26 protein-coding genes and 1 pseudogene are annotated in these 25112 nt (G+C 70.5%); 13 read left to right on the top strand and 14 right to left on the bottom strand.

Annotation, left to right across the window (positions count from 1 at the left end; all coding sequences use genetic code 11):
* Positions 1-20: 20 nt before the first annotated feature.
* Positions 21-1328, bottom strand: coding sequence for a DUF6986 family protein (locus tag ACW4TU_RS40950; protein WP_457421897.1), 1308 nt, complete (start codon positions 1326-1328; stop codon positions 21-23).
* A gap of 191 nt (positions 1329-1519) precedes the next feature.
* Here ACW4TU_RS40950 and ACW4TU_RS40945 point away from each other — a divergent pair, with 191 nt between their 5' ends.
* Entirely contained in the window at positions 1520-2425 is a 906-nt protein-coding gene (locus ACW4TU_RS40945) for an endonuclease/exonuclease/phosphatase family protein (protein WP_457421895.1), read from the top strand.
* A gap of 57 nt (positions 2426-2482) precedes the next feature.
* Here ACW4TU_RS40945 and ACW4TU_RS40940 read toward each other — a convergent pair whose 3' ends face one another.
* The 4 genes from ACW4TU_RS40940 to ACW4TU_RS40925 form a co-directional block, all read right to left on the bottom strand.
* The gene (locus ACW4TU_RS40940; RefSeq protein WP_457421893.1) at positions 2483-3445 is read right to left on the bottom strand and encodes an electron transfer flavoprotein subunit alpha/FixB family protein; all 963 of its coding nucleotides are present in this window, start codon (positions 3443-3445) and stop codon (positions 2483-2485) included.
* 75 nt (positions 3446-3520) lie between these two features.
* Positions 3521-4306 (bottom strand): electron transfer flavoprotein subunit beta/FixA family protein, encoded by a 786-nt coding sequence (locus ACW4TU_RS40935; RefSeq protein ID WP_457421891.1) that lies wholly within the window; start codon positions 4304-4306, stop codon positions 3521-3523.
* Positions 4307-4552: 246 nt separating this feature from the next.
* Positions 4553-5071 carry a flavin reductase family protein gene (locus tag ACW4TU_RS40930; RefSeq protein WP_457421889.1) on the bottom strand — a complete coding sequence of 173 codons (519 nt, stop codon included), beginning with the start codon at positions 5069-5071 and terminating at the stop codon, positions 4553-4555.
* Positions 5072-5303: 232 nt separating this feature from the next.
* A complete protein-coding gene (locus ACW4TU_RS40925) occupies positions 5304-5717 on the bottom strand; it encodes a thioredoxin family protein (protein ID WP_457421887.1) in 414 nt (137 codons plus the stop codon).
* Between the two features lie 76 nt (positions 5718-5793).
* Here ACW4TU_RS40925 and ACW4TU_RS40920 point away from each other — a divergent pair, with 76 nt between their 5' ends.
* The gene (locus tag ACW4TU_RS40920; protein ID WP_457421885.1) at positions 5794-6210 is read left to right on the top strand and encodes a DUF4395 domain-containing protein; all 417 of its coding nucleotides are present in this window, start codon (positions 5794-5796) and stop codon (positions 6208-6210) included.
* A 190-nt stretch (positions 6211-6400) separates the two neighbouring features.
* A complete protein-coding gene (locus ACW4TU_RS40915) occupies positions 6401-7129 on the top strand; it encodes a lysophospholipid acyltransferase family protein (protein WP_457421883.1) in 729 nt (242 codons plus the stop codon).
* 30 nt (positions 7130-7159) lie between these two features.
* On the opposite strand, the gene ACW4TU_RS40910 is transcribed toward ACW4TU_RS40915, so the two are convergent.
* From ACW4TU_RS40910 to ACW4TU_RS40890, 5 genes are all read right to left on the bottom strand, one after another.
* Entirely contained in the window at positions 7160-7852 is a 693-nt protein-coding gene (locus tag ACW4TU_RS40910; RefSeq protein WP_457421881.1) for a B3/B4 domain-containing protein, read from the bottom strand.
* Between the two features lie 8 nt (positions 7853-7860).
* Complete coding sequence (locus tag ACW4TU_RS40905; protein ID WP_457421879.1) at positions 7861-8454, bottom strand: transglutaminase-like domain-containing protein; 594 nt, start codon at positions 8452-8454, stop codon at positions 7861-7863.
* An 80-nt stretch (positions 8455-8534) separates the two neighbouring features.
* Positions 8535-9605 (bottom strand): threonine aldolase family protein, encoded by a 1071-nt coding sequence (locus ACW4TU_RS40900; RefSeq protein WP_457421877.1) that lies wholly within the window; start codon positions 9603-9605, stop codon positions 8535-8537.
* On the bottom strand, positions 9602-10357 hold the full coding sequence (locus ACW4TU_RS40895) for an SDR family NAD(P)-dependent oxidoreductase (RefSeq protein ID WP_457421875.1): 756 nt from the start codon (positions 10355-10357) through the stop codon (positions 9602-9604). The genes ACW4TU_RS40900 and ACW4TU_RS40895 overlap by 4 nt, the downstream gene beginning before the upstream one ends.
* Before the next feature lie 41 nt (positions 10358-10398).
* Complete coding sequence (locus ACW4TU_RS40890) at positions 10399-11796, bottom strand: DUF6421 family protein (protein ID WP_457421873.1); 1398 nt, start codon at positions 11794-11796, stop codon at positions 10399-10401.
* Between the two features lie 289 nt (positions 11797-12085).
* Here ACW4TU_RS40890 and ACW4TU_RS40885 point away from each other — a divergent pair, with 289 nt between their 5' ends.
* A complete protein-coding gene (locus ACW4TU_RS40885) occupies positions 12086-12769 on the top strand; it encodes a glycerophosphodiester phosphodiesterase (RefSeq protein WP_457430568.1) in 684 nt (227 codons plus the stop codon).
* Between the two features lie 16 nt (positions 12770-12785).
* On the opposite strand, the gene ACW4TU_RS40880 is transcribed toward ACW4TU_RS40885, so the two are convergent.
* Positions 12786-13325, bottom strand: coding sequence for a GNAT family N-acetyltransferase (locus ACW4TU_RS40880; RefSeq protein WP_457421871.1), 540 nt, complete (start codon positions 13323-13325; stop codon positions 12786-12788).
* Between the two features lie 94 nt (positions 13326-13419).
* Between ACW4TU_RS40880 and ACW4TU_RS40875 the strand changes: the two genes are divergently transcribed.
* The 6 genes from ACW4TU_RS40875 to ACW4TU_RS40850 all read left to right on the top strand — a co-directional run bounded on the left by ACW4TU_RS40875 (position 13420) and on the right by ACW4TU_RS40850 (position 17526).
* Positions 13420-13812, top strand: coding sequence for a VOC family protein (locus ACW4TU_RS40875; protein WP_457421869.1), 393 nt, complete (start codon positions 13420-13422; stop codon positions 13810-13812).
* Positions 13813-13962: 150 nt separating this feature from the next.
* Complete coding sequence (locus ACW4TU_RS40870) at positions 13963-14523, top strand: DUF5134 domain-containing protein (protein ID WP_457421867.1); 561 nt, start codon at positions 13963-13965, stop codon at positions 14521-14523.
* Between the two features lie 102 nt (positions 14524-14625).
* Positions 14626-15561, top strand: a complete 936-nt coding sequence (locus tag ACW4TU_RS40865; protein WP_457421865.1) for a M56 family metallopeptidase — start codon at positions 14626-14628, stop codon at positions 15559-15561.
* Positions 15562-15618: 57 nt separating this feature from the next.
* Entirely contained in the window at positions 15619-16305 is a 687-nt protein-coding gene (locus ACW4TU_RS40860) for a phosphatase PAP2 family protein (RefSeq protein WP_457421863.1), read from the top strand.
* Positions 16306-16438: 133 nt separating this feature from the next.
* The gene (locus ACW4TU_RS40855; protein ID WP_457421861.1) at positions 16439-16786 is read left to right on the top strand and encodes a twin-arginine translocation signal domain-containing protein; all 348 of its coding nucleotides are present in this window, start codon (positions 16439-16441) and stop codon (positions 16784-16786) included.
* 50 nt (positions 16787-16836) lie between these two features.
* Complete coding sequence (locus ACW4TU_RS40850; protein WP_457421859.1) at positions 16837-17526, top strand: HAD family hydrolase; 690 nt, start codon at positions 16837-16839, stop codon at positions 17524-17526.
* Positions 17527-17789: 263 nt separating this feature from the next.
* On the opposite strand, the gene ACW4TU_RS40845 is transcribed toward ACW4TU_RS40850, so the two are convergent.
* The gene (locus ACW4TU_RS40845) at positions 17790-19292 is read right to left on the bottom strand and encodes an LVIVD repeat-containing protein (protein WP_457421857.1); all 1503 of its coding nucleotides are present in this window, start codon (positions 19290-19292) and stop codon (positions 17790-17792) included.
* Positions 19293-19503: 211 nt separating this feature from the next.
* On the opposite strand from ACW4TU_RS40845, the gene ACW4TU_RS40840 reads away from it, so the two are divergent.
* Entirely contained in the window at positions 19504-20160 is a 657-nt protein-coding gene (locus ACW4TU_RS40840) for a DUF305 domain-containing protein (protein ID WP_457421855.1), read from the top strand.
* Between the two features lie 45 nt (positions 20161-20205).
* Here the strand turns inward: ACW4TU_RS40840 and ACW4TU_RS40835 are convergent, their stop codons facing one another.
* Positions 20206-20679 (bottom strand): DUF6214 family protein, encoded by a 474-nt coding sequence (locus tag ACW4TU_RS40835; protein WP_457421853.1) that lies wholly within the window; start codon positions 20677-20679, stop codon positions 20206-20208.
* Between the two features lie 204 nt (positions 20680-20883).
* Here ACW4TU_RS40835 and ACW4TU_RS40830 point away from each other — a divergent pair, with 204 nt between their 5' ends.
* Both ACW4TU_RS40830 and ACW4TU_RS40825 read left to right on the top strand, forming a co-directional pair.
* Positions 20884-22233: an FAD-dependent oxidoreductase gene (locus tag ACW4TU_RS40830; protein ID WP_457421851.1), complete on the top strand. Its 1350-nt coding sequence runs from the start codon at positions 20884-20886 to the stop codon at positions 22231-22233.
* Between the two features lie 231 nt (positions 22234-22464).
* Positions 22465-22683: pseudogene (locus tag ACW4TU_RS40825) on the top strand (oxidoreductase); the annotation flags it as partial.
* Positions 22684-22705: 22 nt separating this feature from the next.
* Here ACW4TU_RS40825 and ACW4TU_RS40820 read toward each other — a convergent pair.
* Positions 22706-25099, bottom strand: coding sequence for a SpoIIE family protein phosphatase (locus ACW4TU_RS40820; RefSeq protein ID WP_457421849.1), 2394 nt, complete (start codon positions 25097-25099; stop codon positions 22706-22708).
* Positions 25100-25112 lie beyond the last annotated feature (13 nt).

Raw genomic sequence — 25112 nt, 5'->3', positions numbered from 1 at the left:
CCGCGGTTGTGACAAGGGCGCTACCTGGGCGACGCCGTGAGGTCGGCCCGTCGCGGGCGCGCGAAGGCGTCCAGGTCGGTCCGGGTCAGGCCGTGCGTCGCCCGGGTCACCTCCGCGACGTCGAGGGCGCCGCAGTCCAGGCCGCGCAGCAGATAGCCGCTGAGGGCCTTGGCGGTGGCGGGCTCGTCCATGACGTCGCCACCGGCGCGGTTGGCGTAGCGGGAGAGGCGGGCCGCGGCCTGTTCGTAGCCCTCGCGGTAGAAGGCGAAGACGGCCGCGTACCGGGTCGGGATGTGCCGGGGGTGCATGTCCCAGCCCTGGTAGTAGGCGCGGGCCAGGGCGCGGCGGGTGAGGCCGTAGTGCAGCCGCCAGGCCGCGTGGACCTGCTCGGTCGGGCCGACCGGCAGGACGTTGGTGGAGCCGTCCGACACGCGTACGCCGGTTCCCGCCGCCGCGACCTGCATGATCGCCTTGGCGTGGTCGGCGGCCGGGTGGTCGCTGGCCTGGTGGGCGGCGGAGACGCCGAGGCAGGCGCTGTAGTCGAAGGTGCCGTAGTGCAGCCCGGTGGCGCGGCCCTCGGCGGCCTGGATCATCCGGGCGACCGTGGCCGTGCCGTCGGTGGCGAGGATGGACTGGCTGGTCTCGATCTGGATCTCGAAGCCGATCCGGCCGGGCGTGAGGCCACGCGCCTTCTCGAACTCCTCCAGCAGCCTCACCATGGCGGTGACCTGCTCGGCGTACGTCACCTTGGGCAGGGTGAGGACCAGCCCCTCGGGGAGTCCGCCGGCCTCCATCAGGCCGCTCAGGAAGATGTCGAGGGTGCGGATGCCCCGGTCGCGCACCGGCGCCTCCAGGCACTTCATCCGGATGCCCATGTACGGGGCGGCCGTGCCCTTCTCGTACGCCTCGGCGATCAGACGGGCCGCGCGGGCCGCCGCCCCGTCCTCCTCGCCGTCCGGGCGCGGGCCGTAGCCGTCCTCGAAGTCGACGCGCAGGTCCTCGATCGGCTCGTGCCCGAGTTTGGCGCGGACCCGGTCATGGACGGATTCGGCGAGGTCGCCGGGCAGGCCGAGGACGGCGGCGAAGGAGGCGGCGTCCGGGGCGTGTTCGTCGAGGGCGGCCAGGGCCTGGTCGCCCCAGGAGCGGATGGTGTCGGCCGCGAACGCGTCGCCGGGGACGTACACGGTGTGCACAGGCTGGCGGGTGCCCGGGTCTCCGGGGTAGCGGCGCTCCAGCTCCGCGTCGACCGGGGCCAGGGAGGCGCTGATCCCCTCGCTGACGGCACCCGCGAGGCTCGTCACGACCTTCTCCTGCTTGCCCTGCCCCATTCCATGCCCTCCATTTTCCGCATTACGGAATCAATAATCCGTGTAACGAAGCTAACTGTCGATCTTCACCTCGGTCAACACCGTCCCGGAGTGGGATTCCCCATGACCCTTCCCTGGTCACCGCTGACCCGGCACCTTCTTCCGTATTCAGTGGGCAAGGTCCATCCTGACTCCGAAGGGGAGGAGATCGCGTGCCGAAAGAGGTCGGAGTGACGCGTCGCCAAGGACTCAAGTCCGTGGCTGTCGCCGCCATAGCCGTGCCGTTTCTGACCACGGCGGGCTCGTCGAAACCGGCATCCGCCGGCGAGCAAGCGGGCGCCCTGAACGTCATGACGTTCAATGTGCGCTTCGCGACCGTGATCGACAAGACACCGCGCTGGACCGTGCGCCGACCGGTGATGCGGGAGCTGCTGCGCCGCGAGCGCCCGCACATCATCGGTACCCAGGAGGGGCTCTACCAGCAGGTTCGCATGATCGAGAAGGATCTCGGCGGGCACTACGACTGGATCGGCACCGGCCGGGGCGGTGGCAGCAAGGACGAGTTCATGGCGATCTTCTACGACACCCGAAGACTCGAGCCGCTCGAGTTCGATCACTTCTGGCTGTCCGACACCCCGTACACGATCGCTTCCAACACCTGGAAGGCGGACTGGCTGCGCATGGTGACCTGGGTGAAATTCGCCGATCTCGCCGACGGGGGGCGGGAGTTCTACGTCCTCAACACCCATCTGGACAACGTCAGCCAGTACGCCCGGGAGCGCTCCGCGGCTCTCATCGGCAAGACGATCGCCGGGTGGGACCCGTCGGCGCCGGTGATCGTCACCGGCGACTTCAACTCGGCCGCCCACGAGAACCGGGTGTACGACCTGATGCTGGCGAACGGGCTCGTGGACACCTGGGACGCGGCGGCCTCCCGCAGCCCTCAGTACGGGACGCTCAACTCGTACCGGGCACCCAAACCCGGCGGCCGGCGCATCGACTGGATCCTGACCTCACCCGGGGTGACCACACACTCGGCGGAGATCAACACCTTCTCCGTGGACGGGCTGTACCCGAGCGACCATCTGCCGGTGCAGGCCTCACTGACCCTGGGATGAACCGAGGCCCCCGCGACCGGTCGTACGGTCGCGGGGGCCTCGGACGGCTCAGGAGGATCAGCCCTTGCGGGTGTTGATCTCCTCGGTGAGCTGCGGGACGACGTCGAAGAGGTCGCCGACGACGCCGTAGTCGACGAGGTCGAAGATCGGGGCCTCGGCGTCCTTGTTGACGGCCACGATGGTCTTCGAGGTCTGCATGCCGGCGCGGTGCTGGATGGCGCCGGAGATGCCGTTGGCGATGTAGAGCTGCGGCGAGACGGACTTGCCGGTCTGGCCGACCTGGTTGGTGTGCGGGTACCAGCCGGCGTCCACCGCGGCGCGCGAGGCGCCGACGGCCGCGCCGAGGGAGTCGGCGAGGGACTCGATGATCGCGAAGTTCTCCGAGCCGTTGACGCCACGGCCGCCGGAGACGACGATCGCGGCCTCGGTGAGCTCCGGGCGGCCGGTCGACTCGCGCGGGGTGCGCGCGGTGACCTTGGTGCCCGTGGCCTGGGCGGAGAAGGTGACGGCGAGGGCCTCGACCGTGCCGGCGGCCGGGGCCGCCTCCACCGGGGCGGAGTTCGGCTTGACCGTGATGACCGGGGTGCCCTTGGCGACACGGGTCTTGGTGGTGAACGACGCGGCGAACGCGGACTGCGTGGCCACCGGGCCCTCGTCACCGGCCTCGATGTCGGTGGCGTCGGTGATGATGCCGGAGCCGATGCGCAGCGCGAGGCGGGCGGCGATCTCCTTGCCCTCTGCCGAGGAGGGGACCAGTACGGCGGCCGGGGAGACGGCGGTGTACGCGGCCTGGAGGGCGTCGACCTTCGGGACGACCAGGTAGTCGGCGTACTCGGCGGCCTCGTGGGTGAGGACCTTGACGGCGCCGTGCTCGGCGAGCGCGCCGGCGGTGGCGGCGGCGCCGTTGCCCAGGGCGACGGCGACGGGCTCGCCGATGCGGCGGGCGAGGGTCAGCAGCTCCAGGGTGGGCTTGCGGACGGCGCCGTCCACGTGATCGACGTAGACGAGAACTTCAGCCATGGGACTTCTACTCTCCTGCTTGCGGAAGATGAGGGGCGGTCTGCGGGGCGGGGCTCAACGAGCCTCGAACGGGGCCTAGATGAACTTCTGGCCCGCGAGGAACTCGGCGAGCTGCTTGCCACCCTCGCCCTCGTCCTTGACGATCGTGCCGGCCGTGCGCGCCGGGCGCTGGGTCGCGGAGTCGACCACGGAGTACGCGCCCTCCAGACCGACCTCCCCGGCCTCCAGGCCGAGGTCGGACAGGCCCCAGGCCGCCACCGGCTTCTTCTTGGCGGCCATGATGCCCTTGAAGGACGGGTAACGCGCCTCACCGGACTGGTCGGTGACCGACACGACGGCCGGGAGGGAGGCCTCGAGCTGCTCGGAGGCGGAGTCGCCGTCGCGGCGGCCCTTGACGACACCGTCCTCGACGGAGACGTCGGAGAGCAGGGTGACCTGCGGGACGCCCAGACGCTCGGCGAGCAGCGCGGGCACGACGCCCATGGTGCCGTCGGTGGAGGCCATGCCGGAGATGACCAGGTCGAAGCCGGCCTTCTCGATCGCCTTGGCCAGCACCAGCGAGGTGCCGATGGCGTCGGTGCCGTGCAGGTCGTCGTCCTCGACGTGGATCGCCTTGTCGGCGCCCATCGACAGAGCCTTGCGCAGCGCGTCCTTGGCGTCCTCGGGGCCGACGGTCAGGACCGTGATCTCCGCGTCGTCGGCATCGTCGGCGATCTGCAGCGCCTGCTCGACCGCGTACTCGTCGAGCTCCGAGAGCAGACCGTCCACGTCGTCACGGTCGACGGTCAGGTCATCGGCGAAGTGCCGGTCGCCAGTGGCGTCGGGCACGTACTTCACAGTGACAACGATCCTCAAGCTCACGCCGGCTCTCCTACTGCATCGTCTGTTCCGGGCTGCCTTCCTGCAGGCAGCATAGGCGCCTCAAAGCGGCAGATCCCGATGGGGGCGACCCGCGCTCCGAACGAAATATTACTCGCCAGTACATCCACTTCGCGCCCACTGAGCAAGCGCTTTGACGTGTGACCTTCGCAACGCAGCGTAACCGGAACCCGGCGACCCCGCAGCATCGCCAAAATCACATTGTACCGATCGGTCGAACACCGTCGGTCAGTCTCTGAGCCCGTTGAAGCGGCCCTGGTGATAGAGGAGCGGCCGTCCAGTACCCGTGGGATCGCCCAGCACGACCTCGGCCAGCACGATCCTGTGGTCCCCGGCCGGCACACGCGCGACGGTCCGGCACACCAGCCAGGCCAGGACACCGTCGAGGACGGGTACCCCGTCGGGACCCTCGCGCCAGACGGTGGGCGCGCCGAACCGGTCGGCACCGCTGCGGGCGAAGGTCGCGGCCAGCTCGTGCTGGTGCTCGCCGAGTATGTGGACGCCGACATGGTCGGCCCCGGATATCGCGGGCCAGCTGGAGGCGCCCGTGCTGATGCCGAAGGAGACGAGCGGGGGTTCGGCGGAGACGGAGGCGAGGGAGGTCGCGGTGAAGCCGACGGGACCGCCACTCCCCCGGGCGGTGATCACCGCGACTCCTGCCGCGTGCTGCCGGAAGACGGAGCGCAGGAGATCGGGAGAGGCGGGAACGACGGAGGCGGGAGTACCGAGGGCGGGCGTGGCCGTCATGGACTTGTCCTTCTGCGGGAGGCGGTGAGCTGGGCGATGGCTGCTCAACGGCCCGGACAGCGCGCGCTCGCGGTGCGCACGAGGTCCACGTGGACGCGCGCGTGGAGAAGGAGTTCCGGAGGCATAGGGTCAGGCTGACGATAGATGGTGGGCGCAGTCAAGTGGCTTCCGGCATCTGGGAGATGCGTCACCGAACACACCATCAGCGGCCGTATCGGATACCCCGCCAGTCTCAAACGGCCTCCCCCAGCGCCGCGATGACCTCTTCCTTGCGCGGCTGCCCGGTCGCCCGCCGCACGATCCGCCCGTCGGCGTCGAGCACCAGCACGGTGGGCGTCTTGAGGATGTCGAGCCTGCGTACGAGATCCAGATGCGCCTCGGCGTCGATCTCGACGTGGGTGACACCGGGGACGAGGCCGGCCACCTCACCGAGGACGCGGCGGGTGGCCCGGCAGGGCGCGCAGAAGGCGCTGGAGAACTGGACGAGCGTCGCCCGCGCGCCGAGGTTCTCGCCCAACTCGGCGGCGCCGAGCCGTTTTCCGTCGTCGCGCACGCGCACGCGTACTCTCCCGCTCCGCCGCCGATGCAGCACTCCGAAGGCGCTCGCCGCCGCGAGCACCGCCACGCACATCACGATTCCGGTCATCCTCGACTCCAGCGTTCATCAGACTGCAAAGATTCCCGACTGCTCGAATCCTTGCTTGTTGCGGAATGATCCCTTCATGGACATCGATGTGAGGGGGCCGCGCTTCGGGGCGGCCGTGACGACCGTCGTACTGGCGGTCGTACTGGTCACCGGGAGCGCGTGGCTGCTGGCCTGGCAGACGCTGGCGTTCGCGCTGGGCGCGGCGGGCGGGGTCGGGCGCTCCCCGTACGGCTGGCTGTTCCGCAAGGCCGTCCGTCCGCGACTCGGCCCGCCGACGGAGTTCGAGGCGCCCGAGCCGCCGCGGTTCGCGCAGGCGGTCGGACTCGTCTTCGCGGGCGTGGGGCTCGCCGGGTACGCGCTGGGTGTGGAGTGGCTGGGGCTCGCGGCGACCGGCGCGGCGCTGGCGGCGGCGTTTTTGAACGCCACGTTCGGGTACTGCCTGGGATGCGAGATGTACCTCGTCGTACGACGGGTGACGGTACGCGCGGAGTAAAGGCGGTTTAAAAGCACGAGGTGGATCGAGGGAAGACGTGACAAGAATCTCGCCCTTCCCAGGCACGAGGGCTGGCCACTCATCCGTTCTTGGGGCACGATCTGCGCAAAGCCGTAAAACCTACGGCCGCGTAACTTCCCGCCGGGAACCGCCTACCCGGGCAGAGCAGAGAGAAGGGTCATCCCCGTCCATGGCTGAGCTTGTCTACCGTCCCGTCATCGGTCTCGCCCAGACATTGTTCAAGGCCTGGGACCTGAAGATCGACCTCAAGGGATCGGAGAACATCCCGCGCTCGGGCGGTGCGGTACTGGTGAGCAACCACATCGGCTACCTGGACTTCATCTTCGACGGTCTCGCGGCTCTCCCGCAGAAGCGTCTGGTGCGTTTCATGGCCAAGGAGTCGGTGTTCCGGCACAAGGTCTCCGGCCCGCTGATGCGCAGCATGAAGCACATCCCGGTGGACCGCAAGAACGGCGAGCTGGCATACGCCCACGCTCTGGAGGCGCTGCGCTCCGGCGAGATCGTCGGCGTGTTCCCCGAGGCCACGATCTCGCAGTCGTTCACGCTGAAGAGCTTCAAGTCCGGCGCCGCGCGGATGGCCCAGGAGGCGGGCGTCCCGCTGATCCCGATCGCCGTGTGGGGCACGCAGCGCCTGTGGACCAAGGGGCACCCGCGCAACTTCAGGCGCAGCCACATCCCGGTCACGATCCGGGTCGGCGAGGCCATCGAGGCGTCCCGCGACAAGTACGCGGGGGCGATCACCCGCCAGGTGCGCGAGCGTGTCAACGAGCTCCTGGAAGCCGCCCAGCGCGCGTACCCCGTGCGCCCCAAGGGCCCGGACGACACATGGTGGATGCCTGCCCACCTCGGTGGCACGGCCCCGACACCCGAGCAGGTCCGCGAGGCCGAGGCGCGTTGAGTTCTGTTTCGGCAGGGGTGCCCCGCGCCCCTACCGGGCTTTCCTGACCGTGATCCGCGCCCCGGGGCTGAACTTCTCCAGCAGTTCGGCGAGTTCCGCGCCGGCCGCCTCCGCCTCGGCGGTCGTCATCGGGGGCAGGCACTCCAGGAGGAAGACCGCCGACGTGGTCTGTTCGGTGAGCCGGGTGCGCGGGCCCTGGCGCCAGTTCCAGCGGCGGCAGGTCACACCCGCGTCGTCGCACCACACGACCTCGCCGGCGTCGGGGTGCTCGACGGTCTCCTCGCCCCCGGCCACGGTCACGAACTCCTCGGCGCCGGTGGCGCGCACGAGACGCATCCCGCCCCGGATGCGGTCGAGGTCCTCGCCCCCGACCGGGACCAGGTGCGCCACGCTGATGGCGTTGTAGAGGTCGACGAGGACGTTGATACGGGGCAGGCCGGCATCCGTCAGGGCCCGCTTGGCGAGCGCCTCGGCCGAGTTGCGGGTGCGCGACGGCTTGGAGCCGAACGCCGTGTACGTGTCCCGCCAGGCGGCCATGTGCGGGTCCTCGTGCGGGGCCCGGCCGTCCAGGCGTGCGGCGAGCCGGCGGGCGGCGTCGTCCAGGAGTGCCGAACTGGCGTCGGTGCTGGGTCCGTTGACGAGTCCGTGGGCCTCGATCGCGACGTGGGTGAAGCCGGGTGCGAGCGTGCGCACCTCGTCGGACACGGTCAGGGTGAGTGTCATCGCCTGCCTCAGAGTGCGGTGGGGAGCGTCTTCCAGAGATACGGCCTGTCGGGTGCGGCCTTCAGCACGCTCAACACGACCGGATGAGGTTCAGCGTACAGTACCGGATAGTCCACCTCATTGGACTTCCCCTCCGGGATCCACGCCAGCCGCTCACCATCGAGGGAGAACCGCGCGTCCACCCCCGCCTTGTTGCCCCGCGGGTCCTGACGATGCCAGGCGCCGTGGAACCGGACGGCGATCAGGCCGTGCACCACATGACCGCTCCCGTCGTCGTGCGCCAGCCGCTGATAGCAGAGCGCCGTGGGGATGTCCTCGGCGCGCAGCAGCGCGGTCAGCGCGTGGGCCTTGGCGTGACAGATGCCGGTGCGTTGCTCCAGGACGGTGGAGGCCCGCCAGGTGACCCGCGGGTCCCCGCTGTCGGCGGAGTGCGGGATGGTGTCGCGCACGAACTCATACGCCGCCCGCGCATAGGCATACGAGTCCGCCGCGCCCTTGGCGAGCTGCGCGGCGGTCTCCCGCACCAGCGGGTGATGGTGGTCGATGACCTCGTCGGCCGCCAGATACGCGGAGAGGTCAGGGGTGTTCTGGATCAGCTCCATGGGCCCAGAGCATAGAAAGGCGATCACCCAACAGTCAATGACTTTTCAGGTGACCGCATATCTATGCATCGGAGCGGGTGTCAGCGCGCCATCTCCTCCTTGAGCGACGCCACGAACGCGTCCACGTCGTCCTCGGTCGTGTCGAAGGCGCACATCCAGCGGACGTCGCCCGCGGGCTCGTCCCAGAAGTAGAAGCGGAAGCGCTTCTGCAGGCGTTCGCTCACGTCGTGCGGAAGGCGGGCGAAGACCGCGTTCGCCTGGACCGGGTAGAGGATCTCGACGCCGTGCACGGCCCGCACGCCCTCCGCCAGCCGCTGCGCCATCGCGTTGGAGTGGCGGGCGTTGCGCAGCCACAGGTCCTTGGCGAGCAGCGCCTCCAACTGCACCGAGACGAAACGCATCTTGGAGGCGAGCTGCATGGACAGCTTGCGCAGATGCTTCATGTGACTGACGGCGTCCTGGTTGATCACGACGACCGCCTCACCGAACAGCGCGCCGTTCTTCGTCGCGCCGAGGGAGAGGATGTCGACGCCGGCCGCGTTGGTGAACGTCCGCATCGGGACGTCGAGCGAGGCCGCCGCGTTGGCTATGCGCGAGCCGTCCAGGTGGACCTTCATGCCGTGCGCGTGGGCGTGGTCGCAGATCGCGCGGATCTCGTCCGGGGTGTAGAGGGTGCCCAGCTCCGTGCTCTGGGTGATCGAGACGACCTGCGGCATCGCGCGGTGCTCGTCGTCCCAGCCGTACGCCTGCCGGTCGATGAGGTCGGGGGTCAGCTTGCCGTCGGGGGTGGGCACGGTGAGCAGCTTGAGGCCGCCCATGCGTTCGGGGGCACCGCCCTCGTCGACGTTGATGTGCGCGCTCTCGGCGCAGATCACGGCGCCCCAGCGGTCGGTGACCGCCTGGAGTGCGACGACGTTGGCCCCGGTGCCGTTGAAGACGGGGAACGCCTCCGCCGTGGCCCCGAAGTGGCTGCGGACGAGCCGCTGGAGGTTCTCCGTGTAGTCGTCCTCGCCGTACGCGACCTGGTGCCCGCCGTTGGCCAGGGCCAGGGCGGCGAGCACCTCGGGGTGGACCCCCGCGTAGTTGTCGCTGGCGAAGCCTCGGGCCTCCGGGTCGTGATGACGGCGTGCGTCGGTCTTCGGAGGGTTCACGGCTTCTCGGTCAGCCACAGGCGTTTCCCGTTCACTTCGGCGGCGGGCCGCTCCCAGACGCCGACGATGGCCTCGGCCAGCTCCTTGACGTCGGTGAAGCCCGCGAACTTCGCGTTGGGCCGCTCGGCGCGCATCGCGTCGTGCACCAACGCCTTCACGACCAGGATCGCAGCCGCCGAGGTCGGCCCCTCGGCGCCCTCGGCCACCCCGGCCTTGCGGAAGTAGTCGCCCATGGCCAGCGTCCATGCCTCGGCGGCGGCCTTCGCGGCGGCGTACGCGGCGTTGCCCGCGGTGGGACTGCTCGCGCCGGCGGCGCTGGTCAGGACGTACCGGCCGCGGTCGCTGCGCTGGAGCGCCTCGTGGAAGGCGAGGGAGGTGTGCTGCACGGTGCGGATGAGCAGCAGTTCCAGCAGGTCCCAGTCGTCGAGGACCGTCTTGGTGAAGGTCTCGCTGCCGCGCCAGCCGCCGACGAGGTGGACCAGGCCGTCGACACGCCCGAAGTCCTTCTCGATACGGGTGGCCCAGTCCCGGGTCGACTGGAGGTCGAGCAGATCCACGGTGTCGCCGACGACGGTGGCGCCGCCGTGCGCGTAGCTCGCGGCGTCCACGGCCTCCGCGAGCCGCTCCGGGTCGTTGTCCGAGCCGACGACGGTCGCACCCGCCTCGGCCAGCCTGAGCAGTGTCGCCCGGCCGGCCGGTCCGCCGGCGCCCGCGACCGCGATCACCGCACCGCTGAGAGCACCGTTCCGCATGTTCATCGCCTCCTGAGCAGTGTCTTCTGTGGCGCGGTCGCTCACGCGGCGATCCGCTCGGCGCTCTCCGCGGTGATCCCCCTGGTGGAGGCGATCACGTTCTTCAGCTTCTTGGAGAGGGCCTCATAGAACATGCTCAGCGGAAACTCGTCCGGAAGCACGTCGTCCACGAGTTTGCGCGGCGGCTGGCTCAGGTCGAGGGCGTCGGGGCCCTTGGCCCAGCGGGAGCCCGGGTGCGGGGCGAGGTGGGCGGAGACCAGCTCGTACGCCTTGAACCAGTGGACGAGCTTGGGCCGGTCGATGCCCTCGCGGTACAGGGTCTCGATCTCGGCGCAGAGCTGGTTGGTGACCTGCGGGGCGCGCTGCCAGTCGATGTGCAGCTTGTTGTCGGTCCAGCGGATCACGTCGTGCTGGTGCAGGTACGCGAAGAGGAGCTGGCCGCCGAGGCCGTCGTAGTTGCGGACGCGCTCGCCGGTGACCGGGAAGCGGAACATCCGGTCGAACAGCACCGCGAACTGCACGTCACGGGCCTGCGGGACGCCTTCCGCCTCCAGCTTCACGGCCTCTTTGAAGGCGGTGAGGTCGCAGCGCAGCTCCTCCAGGCCGTACATCCAGAACGGCTGGCGCTGCTTGATCATGAAGGGGTCGAAGGGCAGGTCGCCGTGGCTGTGGGTGCGGTCGTGGACCATGTCCCACAGGACGAACGCCTCCTCGCAGCGCTTCTGGTCGTGGACCATCGCGGCGACGTCCGCGGGCAGTTCGAGGCCGAGGATGTCGACGGCGGCGTCGGTGACACGGCGGAAGCGGGCGGCCTCGCGGTCGCAGAAGATACCGCCCCAGGTGAATCGTTCCGGCGCCTCGCGCACGGCGATGGTCTCCGGGAAGAGAACGGCCGAGTTGGTGTCGTACCCGGCTGTGAAGTCCTCGAAGGTGATGCCGCAGAACAGCGGGTTGTCGTAGCGGGTGCGCTCCAGCTCGGCCAGCCAGTCGGGCCAGACCATGCGCAGGACGACCGCTTCGAGGTTGCGGTCGGGGTTGCCGTTCTGCGTGTACATCGGGAAGACGACCAGATGCTGGAGGCCGTCCGCGCGGCTCGCGGCGGGCTGGAAGGCCAGCAGCGAGTCGAGGAAGTCCGGCACCCGGAAACCGCTGTCGGACCAGCGGCGGAGATCCTTGGCGAGGGCCTCGTGATAGTCGCTGTCGTGCGGGAGCAGCGGGGAGAGTTCCGCGACCGCGTCCACGATCCGGCGTACGGCGAGATCGACGTCCGCGTGGTCCGGGGCGTCCTCCCGGTCGAAGTCGATCGACCCGTCCTTGGCCTGCCATGGCCGGATCTGCTCCACGGCATCCTTGAGCACGGGCCATGCCGGGTGCTCCACCACCCTGCCGAGCGCGGCAAAGCGCTCGTCCGGAACCGCCTGCACAAGAATTTCCGTCATTTCCCATCCTCCACGGGAGAACCTCGCGTCAAGACACCGTATGTGTACGAGGTTCCCGAACACAAGGCGGGATAGGAGAGATTATCCTGCACACTCCCATGGTCACCGCGTTTTTTCCTGCCGGAAACCTTGAGGACGGTGACTTTCATACCCGGTGGCGACCCGTTCACACCCCTTCCCGGTCGACTGCTTCCGGCCACCTGTTCCGGCGCGTCCGTACGGGTTCGATGAAGGGCCGGGCGGTTAGGCTGCGGCAGCCGAGCCGCCAGTCGACGGAAGCGAGTTGACCTTGAACTTCCTGACCATCGGGCACCGCGGGATCATGGGCGTGGAACCGGAGAACACCCTGCGTTCGTTCGTCGCCGCCGAGCAGGCGGGCCTCGACATGATCGAACTCGATCTGCGTCTCAGCAGGGACGGCGCCCTCGTCGTCATGCACGACGCCGACCTGGACCGAACGACGGACGGCACCGGGCCCGTCGCCGAGAAGACCCTCGCCGAACTGCGCGCCCTGGACGCGGGCCGCGACGAGCGCGTCCCGCTCTTCGAGGAGGTCCTGGACGCCGTCGGCGTACCGCTCCAGGCCGAGATCAAGGACACTGCGGCGGCCCGGGCGCTGGCCGAGGTGATGGAACGCCGGGAGCTGACCGCCCGGGTCGAGGTGTCCTCGTTCCACGAGGACGCGATCGCCGAGATCACCCGCCTGGTGCCCGGAGTACGCACGGCGCTGATCGCCGGCCGCTACGGCACCGACGTCGTGGACCGCGCCACCCGCGCCGGTGCCTCGACCGTGTGCCTCGACATCCGCCGCCTCACCCTGGAGATCGTCGAACTGGCCAGGAAGTCGGAACTGCGGATCATCGGCTGGGTGGTGAACACCCAGGACCACCTGCGCCTCGTACGCGCCCTGCAACTGGACGGCGCGACCACCGACTACCCACAGATCAAACGCACGGGCCGTTTCACCGCGTAGCGAGCCATGTCGGAGATCAGGCCAGTTCCTTGACCAGCAGCTCGAACTGAAGGTCGTCGCGCTGCGGCACGCCGAACCGCTCGTCGCCGTACGGGAAGGGGCTCATCTCTCCCGTACGGCGGTAGCCGCGCCGCTCGTACCAGGCGATCAGGTCGTCGCGTACGGAGATCACGGTCATGTGCATCGCCCGCGCGCCCCAGGTCTCGCTCGCCGCGCGCTCCGCCTCGGCGATGATCACCTTGCCGAGGCCCGCGCCCTGGAGGGCCGGGCTGACCGCGAACATCCCGAAGTAGGCGTGGTCGCCGCGGTGTTCGAGCTGGCAGCAGGCGATCACCCGGCCGTCCTGTTCGACGGTCAGCAGTCGGCTGTCGGCCGACTTGATGACGTCGAGTACGCCCTGCGCGTCGCTCCGCTGCCCTTCGAGGATGTCCGCCTCGGTGGTCCAGCCGGCCCGGCTGGCGTCTCCCCGGTAGGCCGACTCGATGAGCGCGACGAGAGTGTCGACGTCGGCCTCGGTGGCGTCGCGGAAGGTGGGTCCGGTGGCTGCGGTGTCCATGGCGGCGGTTCTCCGGGTGCTCGGGTTGCTTCTGCGGCGCGGGCACCGACGATCGTAACGCCCCTCGTGGGTCGGCCCGCTAGGCTCCGGTTGCATGGTGCATGTACTGAGCAGCCGGGTTCTCCTCCACCCCCTCGACCCGGAGCGCTCCCGGGTCTTCTACGGCGAGCACCTGGGGCTCGCCGTGCACCGCGAGTTCGGTACGGGGCCGGAGCGGGGCACGGTCTACTTCCTCGGCGGAGGGTTCCTGGAACTCTCGGGGCGGGCCGAGGAGCCCCCGTCGCCGTCCCTACGGCTGTGGCTGCAGGTGGCGGACGTGACGGCCGCGCACGACGAGCTCGCGGCCCGGGGCGTCGAGATCCTCCGACCGCCGGTGAAGGAGCCGTGGGGGCTCGTCGAGATGTCGATCGCGGACCCGGACGGCACCCGGATCGTGCTGGTGGAGGTACCGGCGGACCATCCGCTGCGGTACCGGCCCGGTATCTGACGCCCACCCGGTGCCGAGGCCGGGACGAACGGCCTCACCTGCGGTGCTCCGGCATACGCTCCCCCCGCGTACACCCTTGCGCTCGTATGCGCACCGCCCGGCGCGGGCATCCCTCCAGCGGAGGTCTCGGGGATCCAGGGGGAGGTGCGTGTGCACGGTCCGGTTTCGCCCGGGTGGCTGCTGGTCGCGCTGTGCACGGCGACCGGGGCGTACTGCCTGCTGCGGATGCGCAGCACCGTGGAGGAGCAGCGCCGGGCCGCGGGCGGCGAGGCGCTGATGGGCTTCGGCATGGCCGCGATGGCCGTACCCGCCGCCGTGCTCACCCCGCCGCGCTGGGCCTGGCTGGTGTACACGGCCGTGTTCGGTGCGGCGGCGCTGCGCGCCCTGTGGGCGGCCCGCACCGGGCCGCACCATCTGCACCATCTGATGGGCGCGTCCGCCATGGCCTACATGGCGGCCGTGATGGCCGCCGCCCCCGGTCACCACCACGGGTCCGGCAACTCCGGAGTCCCCCTGCTCACGACAACGCTGCTCGTCTACTTCACCGGGTACGTGCTCCTGTCCGGCGCCCGACTGGTGTCCGTCCCCGTCCCGGCCGTCGGCGGCGGAGTCCGGACGGGCTCGCTCGGCTGGGGCGACCGGCCCGAACTGGCGCGTGCCTGCCGACTGTCGATGGGCATCGCGACGGTCGCCATGCTGATCACGCTCTGACTCTCCGCTCTCGGGCTCTCTGACTGTACGAAACCGTGGTCTGCGTCACTTTGCCGCGACGGGCCGTAGGTCCGAGCGCCGCCCCGCTCATAGGCTGCACCCATGATGGTCCCCGCGGCACTGCTGCTGCTCGGCGCGCTGACCGCCGTCGTCGCCCCGCGGCTGCTCGCCCGCGCGGACTGGCCGGACCGCGAGCCGGTGGTCGCCCTGTGGGTGTGGCAGTGCGTGGTGGCCGCCGTACTGATGTGCTGCGCGCTGTCGATGACACTGAGCGCGGCGGCTGCCTGGCAGGCCGTCCGCGGCCATGTGTTCGCCCCGGCCCCGCACGAGGTCGTGGAGGCCTACGTCCTGGGCGCCTCCCGGCCCTGGGCCGCGACGACGGCCGTGGCGCTCGCCTGCGGCGGGCTGTGGACCGCGGCGATGCTCGTCCGTGAGGTCGTACGGGCGCGCGGGCGGCGCAGGCTGCGGCGTACCGAACTCCTGGTCCGCGCACCGCTGTTGCCCGGCGAGGAGCCGAGCCCGGACCGGCTCGTGGTGCTGGAGGGCGAGCGCGCCGACGCCTGGTGGCTGCCCGGCACCGCACCCGGGCTCGTCGTCACCACGGCCGCGCTGCGCCGCCTCGAGGGACGTCAGCTGGACGCCGTGCGGGCCCACGAGCAGGGGCACGCGCGGGCCCGCCACGACTGGCTGCTGCACTGCTCGGGCGCGCTGGCCGGCGGGTTTCCGCGGGTGCCGGTCTTCACCTCGTTCCGGGACGAGATGCACCGGCTGGTGGAACTCGCCGCCGACGACATGGCCTCCCGCCGCTTCGGCCGTCTGACGACCGCTCTCGCCCTGGTCGAACTCAACGAGGACCGGGGCGTGTTCGGCCCGTCCCCGACCCCGCAGGCCCATGTCCCGCTGCGCGTGCACCGGTTGCTGGCCGCGCCGGACCGGCTGTCGCCGGGCCGAAGGCTTCGGCTGACGGCGGCTGCGGCCCTCGTGCCGGTGGTCCCGGTGCTGGTGGCGTTCATGCCGGGGCTGCGGGCTCTCGGGTAGCGCGCCGCCGTACGCCTCGGTTGGCCTCCCGCCCGGGGCGTCGGCGAGGATCGCCTCATGCGCACCTCCCGCCTCGTCCCCCGGCTCCGGCGCCCGGTCCCGTACCCGGCCGTCCGGGTCGTCGGCGCCCTGGCCCTCGCCTCCGTGCTGCTGCTGACCCTTGTCGCGGTGGACTGGCACCCGCTGATCACCCTCGACGGCGACATCGCGCGCGCCACCCATCGCTGGGCGGTCGACGAACCCGGGCTCACGCACACCTTCCGGATCCTGACGGACTGGGTGTGGGACCCGCTGACGCTGCGCCTGCTGGTCGCGGCCGTGGCGGTGTGGCTGGTGTGGCGGCACTCGGCGTGGCCGCTCGCACTGTGGCTGGTGGTCGCCTGTGCGCTGGGCACGGTGCTCCAGCAGGGTCTGAAGGCGGCGGTCGGCCGCGCCCGTCCCGTCTGGCCCGACCCCGTCGACTCCGCCCACTACGCGGCCTTCCCGTCCGGCCACGCCATGACCGCCACGGTGGTGGGCGGCCTCCTGCTGTGGCTGCTGCGCCGGTACGGCGCCGGACGCGTCGTGTGGCGTACGGCGGTCACCGTGACGCTGGTCTCGATCGTGGGCGTCGGTCTGACCCGGGTCTGGCTCGGCGTCCACTGGCCGTCGGACGTGCTGGGCGGATGGCTCCTCGGGGCACTCGTGGTGGCGCTGGCGGTGGTGTCCTACGAGCGGTTCGAGTTGGCGTCCGAACGGCGCTGACCTCGCTGTTCACGTCTCCACTTGCGGATGATTCCATTCAGCCCCGTTCACCCCGGACCCGTACATACGATCGGCGACGGCTGCGGGAGACACCCGTCTGTGCCCTTGAGGGAAGTCGAAAACGGGGGAAGGCTTGTCCAGTATTTCGAGACGTTCGCTGCTGGGTTACTCGGGGACGGCCGCGGCCGGCGCGGCCCTGGGGACGGCGACACAGGCGGAGGCGGACGACCCCACCGCCATGCCCGAGTTCCCGGACAACACCGAGTTCAGCGGCAACTCCACCATCCGCAACGCCGAGTACAGCGAGCCCGACGGGTATGTGGGCCTCTCGTTCAGGCTGAACTGCTCGACGAACGGTGCTGCCCGCCCGAACCACATCGACCTCATCGACATCGCGAACGTGCTCAACGAATACATCGAGTCGCGCGGTTGGCCGCCCATGACCTTCTACGGCACCCCGGTGCCGGCGCCCTTGAACTGACGTTCCTCGCGGCGGCCTCGCGCTGGACGGCCCCGGGTAGGGTCCAGCGCATGGCTGCCGTGCTGTTCGACTTCTCCGGGACCCTCTTCCGTATCGAGTCCACCGAGTCCTGGCTGCGCGCCGTGCTCGCCGAGCGCGGTCTCGCCCTGTCCGCGCCGGAGTTGGCGGTGTCGGCACGAGCGCTGGAGGCGGCCGGCGCGCTGCCGGGCGGGGCCTCTCCGCAGCGGCTGCCGGAGGAGCTGGCCGCCGTGTGGAGGATCCGCGACGAGAGCGCCGAGTTTCACCGGGCCGCGTACACCGGGGTCGCCCGGCAGGTGCCGCTTCCCGACCCGGGGTTGTACGACGCGCTGTACGCGCGTCACATGACGCCGGCCGCGTGGACCCCGTACACCGATGCCGTCGAGGTGCTGGGCGCGTTGCGGGAGCGCGGGATCCCCGTCGGGGTGGTGAGCAACATCGGCTGGGACCTGCGTCCCGTCTTCCGGGAGCACGGGTTGGATCCGTACGTCGACGCCTACGTCCTGTCGTACGAGCATGGCGTCCAGAAGCCGGACCCGCGCCTGTTCAAGGTGGCCTGCGACGCGCTCGGCGTCCTCCCGCACGACGTTCTCATGGTCGGCGACGACCGGCGCGCGGACGGGGGCGCGGTGGCCCTGGGATGCGCGGTGCACTTCGTGGACCATCTGCCGGTGTCGCAGCGGCCGGACGGACTGCGGCCGGTGCTGGACCTGATCGGCTGAAACCGCCCTGTGGGACGGGCACGCCGGCCTGAGGTGATCCCCCGCGTCACCCCAGACAGGCGGGCCGCCCGAAACCGCCCGCACGGGGCGGCTCCGGCCGCGTCGACCATCGCCAACTGACAAATTGTCAACGCAGAGGTAACAGCATGTCCCCACGCGGCGCCTCGGTCAATGAGGAATCACCGCGGTGTTGCCCGGACAGGGGCGTCCCGCCGGGCACCGAGGTGCCCAGCGGGACGCGCGTCAAGGGTTGGTGGGCGACTTCAGTCGAAGTAGTCCGGCTGCGTCTGGACGTTCAGCTCGCGCACGCGGACCTTCTTGGCCGGATCCGTGCGCCGGTCGTCGAGCTTCAGGACGTCGAAGCCCTTGGCGATGTCGTTCGAATAGATGTAGCCGTTGTAGTAGTACGCCGACCAGGGGCCGGCGGTCGTGACGCGGTCGGTGGTCACCGGGCCGCGCTCGAAGTAGGCGATCTCCTTGGGCTGCGCGGAGTTGGTGAAGTCCCAGACGGAGACACCGCCCTGGTACCAGGCCTGGACCATGATGTCCTTGCCCTTGACCGGGATCAGCGAGCCGTTGTGGGCCACGCAGACCTCGGTGTCCGCCTGGTAGCGGGGGATCTTGAAGTAGCTCTTGAAGACGAGCTTGCGCTTGTCGCCCTTGCCAACGATGTCGTAGATGCCGTCGGCCCCGCGGTTCGGGCCGATCTGCGCGTTGCAGGTGGCCGCGCCGCCGCCGCCCAACTCGTCGGTGAAGACGACCTTGTTGGCCTTCTGGTTGAAGGTCGCCGAGTGCCAGAACGCGAAGTTGACGTTGTCCTGGACCTGGTCGATGACCTTCGGGTGCTCCGGGTCCTTGATGGAGAACAGGATGCCGTCGCCCATGCAGGCGCCCGCCGCGAGGTCCTTGGAGGGCAGCACGGTGATGTCGTGGCAGCCGGTGGTCTTGGAGACGCCCGGGTTGGTGGGCGAGCCGGGGTTGCCGCCGCCGTCGGGGCCCTCACCGGGGAACAGCACCGGGAAGCCGACAACCGCCGCCTTCTCGGGGGTGTTTCGCGGCACCTTGATGATCGAGATGCCGTCGTGCGGCGGCTGGCAGTCGGGGAAGGCGGCGCTCGGCGAGTACGAGGAGACGTAGATGTAGACGTTCTTGCGCTCGGGCACCAGCGTGTGGGTGTGCGAGCCGCACGCGGTCTCCACAGCGGCGACGTACTTCGGGTTCGCCTTGTCCGTGATGTCGAAGATCTTCATGCCCTCCCACGACGACTTCTCGGTCGCGGGCTGCGAGACACTGTTGCAACTACTGTCGCTGCGCGAGGAGTCGGTGGACAGGAAGAGCAGGTTCCCGGAGACCGTGATGTCGTTCTGGCCGCCGGGGCACAGCACCTGGGCGACGGTTCTGGGGGCCTTCGGGTTGCTGATGTCGAAGACGCGGAAGCCGTCGTAGTTGCCGGAGAAGGCGTACTTCCCCTGGAAGGCGAGGTCCGAGTTGGTACCGGGCAGCGCGTCCTTGGGGACGTTGGTGAGGTGCGTGATGTTGTCGGAGTGGACGATCTCGTCCACCCCGGGTATCTCACCCTCGGCCAGGGCTTCCCTCACCTGGGTCTGCACACTCTTGGAGATCTTCTCCGACACCGTCGGACCGTCCCCCGGGTCGGGGGTCGCGGCTGCGGGGCCCGCGGTCAGCAGCGCGGCCAGGAGTCCGGCCGCTGCGGCGGCAACTCCCAGGCTTCTGTGCCGCGTTCGGGGATCGTTTAACAGGGTCACTGCTTCCTCCCTGGTGGCCGTTCGGGTCAGAACGGTTCACGGTCCTCAGAAGTATCGTCTTCATCATGCACCGATCAACAGTAGGCAACGCACTCGTAATGAAAGTTTCTGATCACCGGCGAATGGAAGCGTGCTAGGACGGACACAGCACTCACGAGGTGCGCCCGTACTCACGAGGTGTCCGTCAACCCATCTGACACTGGAGGTCGTTGTGCCCGTCCGCCGCACGTCCCGTACCTTTCGCCCGGTCCTGGCCGTGCTCGCGCTCACCCTCGCGCTCGGTGCCTGCGACTCGGACTCGTCCCCCGACGCGGACGCCAGGTCCGTGAAGGCGACCGGGCCTTCGGTGATCGCGCCAGGCCTGCCCGGCGAGGCGGCCCGGACGCTCTCCCCGGAGGAGGCCAAGGCACAACTGCCGGACGACTCGCCCAACTCGGCGGACATCTCGTACGCCCGCAGGATGATCGAGCACCACGCGCAGGCGATCGAGATCACCGAACTCGTGCCGAAACGCGCCCAGTCGGCGCCCGTGAAGCTGCTGGCCGAACGCATCGCCGCCGCGCAGGGTCCCGAAATCGCCGCGATGCAGGGCTGGTTGAAGGACAACGGCAGCGACGAGAAGTCCAGTGGGCACACCCACGAGGCGATGCCCGGCATGGCGACCGAGGCCCAGCTCACCAAGTTGCGCGCGGCGAAGGGGAAGGCGTTCGACGAACTGTTCCTGACGTTGATGATCACACACCACGAGGGCGCGGTCACCATGGCCACCGAGGTGAAGGGGCAGGGCAACAACGTCCGGATCGAGGAGATGGCCGACGACGTGATCGCGCAGCAGACGGCCGAGATCAACAGGATGCGCGGAATGTAGCCGGCACACGCCGAGTTGCGCGGGCCTGCCCCGGAAACCCCCTGCTCAGCGCCGGACATGACGAGGCGTCAGGAACCCCGCGTCGCGGGCCTGCGAGATCAGTCTGAGGGATCGGCGTCGGCTGTACCCGGTCGCGCACATCACGGCGAGAACGGGGTCGACACCCTCCCCCTGGGCCGCCCGGTACTCCTCCGCGACCAGCCACCGCCCCTCGACGCCACGCGGCCAGGCGGGCCGGGCGCGACGAGACCGCAGGCCCGCCCCGGCCTCCTCGGCGGTCGTGGGCCCGTCGCCGCACGCCTCGAAGAGCGGCCCCTCGATCCAGTCCGCGAGCGCCGCCAGATCGTCGAGCGACAGCGCCGGCTGCGCCCGTACGTCCTCGATGGAGACGCCCGCCTCACCGACCACGGCGAGTACGTCGACGTGAGCACCGTCGGCGAAGGCGAGCCGGACGTCGAACCATGCCGTCGGCGCCGAGCCCTCGTACTCCCGCACTTCCCAGGCGGGCCGCACCGACACCGCGCCCTCCGTCGGGCAGCGACCGGAAAGATTAAGAAAGGATGCTTCTAGCACATACGGAACGTAACCGCATCATCACATTCCCTACGAACGGACACGCGTGCCCGTCCCGCCCCGCACCCTGTCAGCTCAGCTCCGGGAGTGCGATCCTGAAGGTGTCAGCAACAGGGAGTTCCGCAGCGTCCCGCAGTGAGGGGTTCCGCCGTGTTGCGTGTCGCCGTCGTGGGTTCGGGTCCGAGCGGGGTCTACACCGCACAGAGCCTGGTCCAGCAGGATCCGGAGGTACTGGTCGACGTCCTCGACCGGCTGCCGACGCCGTACGGGCTGGTGCGGTACGGCGTGGCGCCGGACCACGAGAAGATCAAGTCGCTGCAGAACAACCTGCGCGCGGTCCTGGAGCATGACCGGGTGCGTTTCCTGGGCGGCGTCCGGATCGGCCGCGGTCCCGGCGAGCTGCCGGGCGCCCGGTTGCGGGAGCTGTACCACGCGGTGGTGTACTGCGTGGGCGCCGCCACCGACCGCCACCTGGGGATTCCCGGCGAGGAGCTGCCGGGCAGCTGGTCGGCGACACAGTTCGTGTCCTGGTACAGCGCCCATCCGGACGCCGTCGACGACGGCTTCGTCCGCGGGGCGCGCTCCGCCGTGGTCATCGGCGTCGGGAACGTGGCGGTGGACGTGGCCCGGATGCTGGCGCGCGGCCCGGCCGAGCTGAGCCCCACCGACATCCCGCAGGCGGCGCTCAGCGTACTGGCCGCGAGCCGGGTGACCGACATCCACATGGTGGGCCGGCGCGGCCCCTCGCAGGCCCGCTTCACGACCAAGGAGCTGCGCGAGCTGGGCTCCTTGCCGGACACCCAGGTCGTCGTGGACGAGGCCGAGTTGGCGCTCGATCCGGCGTATACCGACCCGTCCGCCCTGCCCGCCCCGCAACGCCGCAACGTGGAGGCACTGCGCGGCTGGGCAGCCGCGCCTCCCTCAGGTGCCGCCCGGCGCATCCGGCTGCGCTTCTTCCGCCGTCCGGTCGAGCTGCTCGCCGCCGGGGGCCGGGTGGGTGCGGTGCGTTTCGAGCGGACGGTGCCGGACGGAACCGGCGGCGTGGGAGGCACAGGGCAGTACGAGGACATCGAGGCGCAGCTCGTGCTCCGCTCGGTCGGCTATCGCGGTGTCCCGCTCGACGGGCTGCCGTTCGACGCGGCCCATGGCACCGTGCCGCATCTCGGGGGCCGCGTCCTGCGCGACGGCAGCCCCTCCCTGGGCGAGTACGTGGCCGGCTGGATCAAGCGCGGCCCGACCGGCGTCATCGGCACCAATCGCCCCTGTGCCAAGGAAACGGCGACCTCTTTGCTCGCGGACGCCGCAGAACTCGTACGGCGGGAACGGCCCGCGGACCCGCTGACGGCACTGCGCGCGGAGGGTTTCCGGCCGGTCGAGTGGGCGGGCTGGCAGGCGATCGAACGGGCGGAGGCAGAACTGGGCGCCGCGCTGGGGCGGAGCGTCGTGAAGCTGCCGGACTGGGACTCACTGCTGACAGCGGCACGGGCCGCGGACGCCTGACCTGGTCCCCAGCAGCGTCGGCGGGGGCCGTGGCCGTACCCCTGATCGTCGGCGGGGCGATGAAGCTGTCGCCCACCGATCTCGCGTACCGCGGACAGGACGCTGTCGAGAGGTCCCGGGAAGAGGTCGTCCCGGCGCAGGCCGTTCATCTTGGCCGTGCACCCGGTGGACCTGCAGGATCACACCGCTCTCGCGCAGCACCCGGACGTGGTGCGTGGTCGCGGACTTTTCCCCTTCGCCGCCCGGGTGAAGGCCGAGACCTCGCTGCCCGTCGCCGCCGTGGAGATGATCACCGACGTCGAGCAGGCGGACAGGATCCTGTCCAACGGCGAGGCCGACGCGGTGCTGCTCGGCCGTGAGTTGCCGCGCGACCCGTCCTGGGCCCGGCATGCCGCCCATGGACTGGGTGGCGAGGTGCAGGTGCCGGACCAATACCACCGGTCCGGCTGAGCAACGTAAGTCCTTTGCGGGCTCAAGGAGTTGGCGGCAGCGCCTGTTCCGCCCAGATGGTCTTGCCCGTGCCCGTCGGTCGGGTGCCCCAGCGGTCGGTGAGCTGGGCGACCAGGAGGAGGCCGCGTCCGCCCTCGTCGAAGATGCGGGCCCGCCGCAGATGCGGCGAGGTGCTGCTGGCGTCGGAGACCTCGCAGATGAGGGTGCGGTCGCGGATCAGCCGGAGCTGGATGGGGTCGCCGCCGTAGCGGATGGCGTTGGTGACCAGTTCGCTCACCACCAGCTCGGTGACGAAGGCGGCCTCGTCGATGCCCCAGCGGGTCAGCTGGTCGGTGGCGTGTTTGCGGGCGGTGGCGACCACGGCCGGGTCGGCGGGCAGGTCCCAGACCGCGACCTGTTCGGCGTCCAGGGCACGGGTGCGGGCGACCAGCAGGGCGACGTCGTCGCCCGGTGTCTTCGGGAGCAGAGAGCCGATCACCCTGTCGCAGACGTCCTCCAGACTGTCGGCCGGTGCCGCGAGTGCCGTGCACAGAGCGGCCGTTCCGGCGTCGAGGTCACGATCGCGGGCCTCTACCAGACCGTCCGTGTAGAGGGCGAGCACGGCGCCCTCGGGCAGTTCCAGCTCGGTCGCCTCGAAGGGGAGCCCGCCGACGCCGAGCATGGGTCCCGCGCTCACCTCCACCACCTCGACCCTGCCGTCGGGGTACCGGACGACCGGCGGTGGATGCCCGGCGGCGGCGAGCGTGCAGCGCCGGGACACCGGGTCGTAGACCGCGTACAGGCAGGTCGCGCCGATCTCGCCGGACTCGCCGCTCTCGTCGGTCCCGAGGTGGCCGACCAGGTCGTCGAGGTGGGTGAGCAGCTCGTCGGGCGGCAGATCCACGTCCGCCAGGGTCCAGACCGCCGTACGGAGCCTGCCCATGGTCACCGAGGCGTGCAGGCCGTGGCCGACGACGTCCCCGACGACCAGCGCCACCCGGGTCCCGGAGAGCGGGATCACGTCGAACCAGTCGCCGCCTACGCCCGCCTGGGAAAGCGCGGGCAGATAGCGGGAGGCGGACTCGACGGCCGCCTGGCCGGCCACCGTCTGGGGCAGCAGGCTGCGCTGGAGGGCCAGGGCGGTGGTGCGCTCGCGGGTGTAGCGGCGGGCGTTGTCCACGCACACGGCCGCGCGGCTGCCCAGTTCGCGGGCCAGCGACACATCGTCGTCGTCGAAGACGTCGGGCTTCTCGGGGGTCAGCAGCCGCACGAACACGGCCACCCCCAGCGTCGTCCCGCGCGCCATGAGCGGTACGGCCATCAGCGCGAGGTCGTGGGTGTCCGTGCCGCCGTTGGTGCGCAGCTTCGCGGAGCGTGCCGTGTGCCGGCCGAGCCAGCGGTCGAGGTCCGGGTCGCCGGTGCGGGCACGGACGGGCAGGCCTGTGGTGAGTGCGCGGACGGGCGGCGAGTACGGCGGGTAGAGGTCCGCCGCGCCGAGGCCGATCGCCGCCTCCGGCACCCCGGCCGTGAGCGAGTGGTGGGCCACCCGGCGCAGCTCCACACCGGCATCCACCGGTCCGAGAGCCGGTTCGTCGCCCTGGAGCACCGAGTCCAGCAGGTCCACGCTCGCGAAGTCGGCGAGCCGGGGCACCACCAGTTCGGCGAGTTCCCGGGCGGTCCGGACGACGTCGAGCCGGGTTCCGATACCGGCGGCGGCCTCGTTCAGCATGGCCAGCCGCTGCCTCGCCGCGTACTGCTCGCTGCTGTCGAAGGCGGCGAGCGCGACGCCGAGCACCTCGTCGGCCGGATCCCGCAGCGGCCACATCTCGGTGGTCCAGGCATGCATGCGCCGACCCGAGGGTGACCGGGTCCAGCTCTCGTAGTGAACCGGCCGACCGGTCTCCGCGACGATCTCCAGATGGCGCAGAAAGCCCCGGCTGTGTTCGGCGTCCTCGACGGTGTCGGGGAAGTACCGGTGCAGGAACTCGGCCTCGGGCTGCCCCATGACGGCACAGGCGACGTCGTTCATCCGCAGATACCGCTGCCCGGCGTCGAAGACGGACATGGACACGGAGGCCTGCCGGAACGCCAGTTCGCCCAGGTCACGCCCCGCGTCGTCGGGCGTCACGGTGACGACGTACGCCCGCCGCTCCCCCAGCGTCACCGGACACAGGTGCAGCGCCAGTTCCAGGTGCCGCCCGTCCCGGTGTCGTACGGCCACAACGGCGGTGCCCGCCGTGCGCAGGTCCCGCCAGGACGTACGCGGGTCGCCGGACACCAGTTCCGCCGCCGGGCGGCCGGTGGCCTCGGCGGCGGTGTACCCGGTGAGCCGGCGGGCGCCCTCGCTCCAGCCCGTGAGAATGCCGCGCGCGTCGATCACCGCCAGGGCGTCACCGGCCGGGACCACCCGCTCTTCCTCGCGCGGCCCATTCGCCATATGCCCAAGAATG

It is taken from the genome of Streptomyces kryoterrae (assembly GCF_054072135.1).
Note: the sequence above shows the minus strand (reverse complement) of the source record. Positions and strands in the feature narration are given on the sequence as shown.